This is a genomic window from Blastomonas sp. UPD001 (assembly GCF_003426715.1).
Lineage (GTDB): Bacteria > Pseudomonadota > Alphaproteobacteria > Sphingomonadales > Sphingomonadaceae > Blastomonas.
The window spans coordinates 3,218,292-3,221,720 of record NZ_QKVT01000001.1 but is presented as its reverse complement, the minus strand read 5'-3'; the positions used below and the strand labels follow the sequence as shown (position 1 = coordinate 3,221,720).

General features: G+C 63.5%; 2 protein-coding genes and 1 pseudogene. All 3 read right to left on the bottom strand.

Annotated elements, in window-relative coordinates; translation table 11 throughout:
• The coding region (gene nirB, locus DM995_RS16385; RefSeq protein ID WP_232824510.1) for a nitrite reductase large subunit NirB at positions 1-1,779 on the bottom strand (1,779 nt) is incomplete at its 3' end.
• A gap of 14 nt (positions 1,780-1,793) precedes the next feature.
• On the bottom strand, positions 1,794-2,999 hold the full coding sequence (locus tag DM995_RS16380; RefSeq protein ID WP_066214143.1) for a porin: 1,206 nt from the start codon (positions 2,997-2,999) through the stop codon (positions 1,794-1,796).
• Positions 2,996-3,429 (bottom strand): annotated as a pseudogene (locus DM995_RS16375) (MFS transporter); the annotation flags it as partial. The gene DM995_RS16380 and the pseudogene DM995_RS16375, both read right to left, overlap by 4 nt.

Below are 3,429 nucleotides of genomic sequence, written 5' to 3'. Positions count from 1 at the left end.
AACCCCTTCCAGTTGTGTGATGGGTCGGAACTCGGCCATCGGACGGTGCAGGTTGGTGAGGCCACCCCACATGCGCGGAACCACCGAATAGGTGCCGTCCTTCTGGATATTGGCGTGCATCCGCTCGTTGACGAACCGGCTTTGCTGGTCATCGACATATTCGCCGGGCCAGGCGCACAGCAGGTAATAATTGAGCGCGGGGCGGCAGGACGCACAGCCATCGGGCGTGGACCAATGCAGTTCCTGCATCACCTGCGGCATGTGGCGAAAGCCGCGCTCGACAATCAGCGCGCGCACTTCGTCATGGGTGAAGCTGGTGCATTTGCACATCGGCTTGGCGGTACGTTCGCCCGCGTATTCATCGCCCAGGCTGATCGTGAGCAGTGTCTCGACCAGACCGGTGCACGACCCGCAACTGGCCGATGCCTTGCAGGTGGCGCGCACGGCATCAAGGGTGCCTGCACCGTCTGCTATGCATGCTGCGACCTGACCCTTGCTGACGCCGTTGCAGCCGCACACTTCCGCATCATCGGGAAGCGCCGCAACGGCGGCCTTAGGGTCCGCTTGCCCCCCTCCAGAGGCAAAGGCTTGGCCAAAAATCAGCGCATCGCGGATCTCGGTCACGTCTTCGGATCGCTTGAGCAGATCGAAATACCAGTTGCCGTCGGCGGTATCGCCATAGAGCACCGCACCTACCACGCGGTCGTCTTTCACCACGACACGCTTGTAGACCCCACGTGAAGCGTCGCGCAGCACGATGTCTTCCGCGCCATCGCCGCCGACAAAATCGCCCGCCGAAAACACGTCGATGCCGGAGACTTTGAGCTTGGTCGCGGTGACCGATCCTTCGTAGCTGTTCGGCTTGCCGATCAGTCCATCGGCAAGCGCGCGGCACATCTCCCAGATCGGCGCGACCAGGCCGTAAACCTGCCCGCGATGTTCGACGCATTCGCCGACCGCCAGGATCGCAGGGTCGCTGGTCACCATCTGGTCGTCGACCAGTATCGCGCGATGGACGGCGAGCCCTGCCTCTTTTGCAAGCCTCACATTCGGACGGATACCCGCCGCCATCACCACCAGGCTGGCCGGAATGGTGCGCCCGTCGGTCAGACGTACGCCCTCGACCTTGCCCTCTCCAAAGATTTCCGCTGTGTTCGCGCCTGTCAGGATGGTCTGACCGCGACCCTCCAGCGCGGCCTTAAGCAGCCAGCCCGCCGCTTCATCAAGCTGGCGCTCCATCAGCGTATCCATCAGGTGAACAACGGTGACCTGCATACCCCGCAAGGCGAGCCCATGGGCCGCCTCCAGGCCAAGCAGGCCACCGCCGATCACCACGGCATCCCCCCCCTTGGCGGCCGTGTGAACCATCATGTCGACATCCGCCATATCGCGGAACGAGACGACGCCAGGCAGATCCTTGCCCGGCACGGGAATGATGAACGGGTCCGATCCGGTCGCGATCAATAGTCGGTCATATTGCGCGACCCGGCCCGATTGCGCGGTGACCGTCTGCGTGTCGCGGTCAATCGCGATGACGGCGTCGCTGACCACCAGATCGATGCCATGGTCGGCATACCAGCTGCGGTCGTTGATCACGATCTCGTCGAAGGTTTTCTCGCCTGCCAGCAGCGGCGAGAGCATGATGCGGTTGTAGTTCACATGCGGCTCGGCACCGAAAATGGTGATGCGGAAACGGTGCGGATCGCGCGCCAGCACCTCTTCCACCGCGCGGCAACCGGCCATGCCGTTGCCGATAACGACCAGATGTTCGCGGTCCATGCGTGTCTCTCCTGTCACAGCAGATAATCCATTTGCAGCCACAGCCTGCGGGTGTCGGTGCCAAACTGTTTGGCGCGGTAGTCGGCATATTTGACCAGCAGACCGATGTTTTTGGACAGCTTGAAGGTCGCTTGCGCATTCCATTCATCGCCATAATCCTGGCTCAGCCGGTCGCTGTCGAAACGGTGATAGATGACCGACAGGTTCACCGGTCCGCGCGATGTCGGCAGCGCATAGCCAAGCCCGGCATAGGCATCGCGCAGGCCGTTGGCGGGTGTGGTCAGGAACAGGTCGGCCCAGCCGTTGAACTTGTGCGCGGTGGCCAATGGCGTCTGGAAGCTGGTGAACGGCAGGCCCGACGATGCGCCGAGAACCTCGTACCCCCCTGTCAGCGTAAAGCCATGCGCGGCCAGTTGCGCCTCACCCAGCCAGTAATCGGCCGAATAGGAGTTGGCGTTCCCCTTGTAGTCGCTCTGCCGGGCGTAGCTGGCGATGATGCCGAGCTTCAGCTTGGGCGACAGCGCGAACGACGCGTTGGCGCGCGCGCCATAGGTCTGGCTGGAAAACTGCCGTCGTTCCGCCTGGTCCTGATCGACCAGATAGGCAAAGCCCTTGATCGCGACCGGTCCCGCCTTGCCGCCCAATTGGGCCAGCAGGTTGTCACCGCCGATGGATTGCAACGGGCTGTCGATGCCAAAGATGCTGCGCACCGACCAGCTGTAGGTGATATCGGCGGTGAGCGGGCCGAGTGCCGAACTTTCCAGCCGCACCGCATCATAGGTCTGCTCGTTCTGTCGCCACAGCACCGTTCCGACAAAGCGCTGGTCGTCGAGGTTGATGCGCTGGCGGCCCAGCGTCACCACCGTTTTGGGCAGACCGCGATACTGGACCTGCAGACGATTCAGCTCGATCGTTTCCGGATCCGCCACCACCGGAAACGCGGTGCGGCCATTGACCGTGCTGTTAAAATCGCCGTTGATCGCCAGCGTTGCCTCAGCCTCGGCGAGCACTGACCACGGCCCGCTCTTCGCCTCAATGCCGCTGCGCATCCTGAACGTCAGTGCATCGGCCTGTTCGGCCTTGCCCTGCTGATCCACACCCTCATAGCGCAGCCGGGCATCGATCAACGGCGTGAGCTTGAGCGGTTCAGCCAGCGCCGGACTGGCGGCCGAGGCGGCGACAACCGCCCCGGCGAGGATCCCAAGTAGCCGCGCGGTCATATGCGTGCGCCTTCAAGCGCGGTCGGCCAAGTGGCGCGCCAGCGGGTCTTGACGCTGACCAGGCTGGCAAAGGCAACCAGTGCAAGCCCGGCGAAGATCAGGAAGCCCCATTGCGGGCTGCCGGTCAGCTGCTTGGCCAGACCCAGCGACGAGGCGAGGTAGAAGCCGCCAACGCCCCCTGCAAAGCCGACCAGTCCGGTCATCACGCCGATCTCGTCCTTGAACCGCTGCGGCACCAGCTGGAACACCGCGCCATTGCCTGCCCCCAACGCCAGCATCGCGCAGACAAACAAGGCGAGCGCCAGTTCGACCGTCGAGGGGCCGAAGCTGATCGCGATCAGCACCGCGGCAGCAATCAGATACACTGCCATCAGCGTCTTGGTCCCGCCGATCCGGTCAGCGAGCGCGCCACCCATCGGACGGACGAGCG

What these genes read in the sequence shown, in the direction of transcription:
- DM995_RS16380 (WP_066214143.1), bottom strand. Translation starts at nt 2,999, where the DNA reads ATGACCGCGCGGCTACTTGGGATCCTCGCCGGGGCGGTTGTCGCCGCC.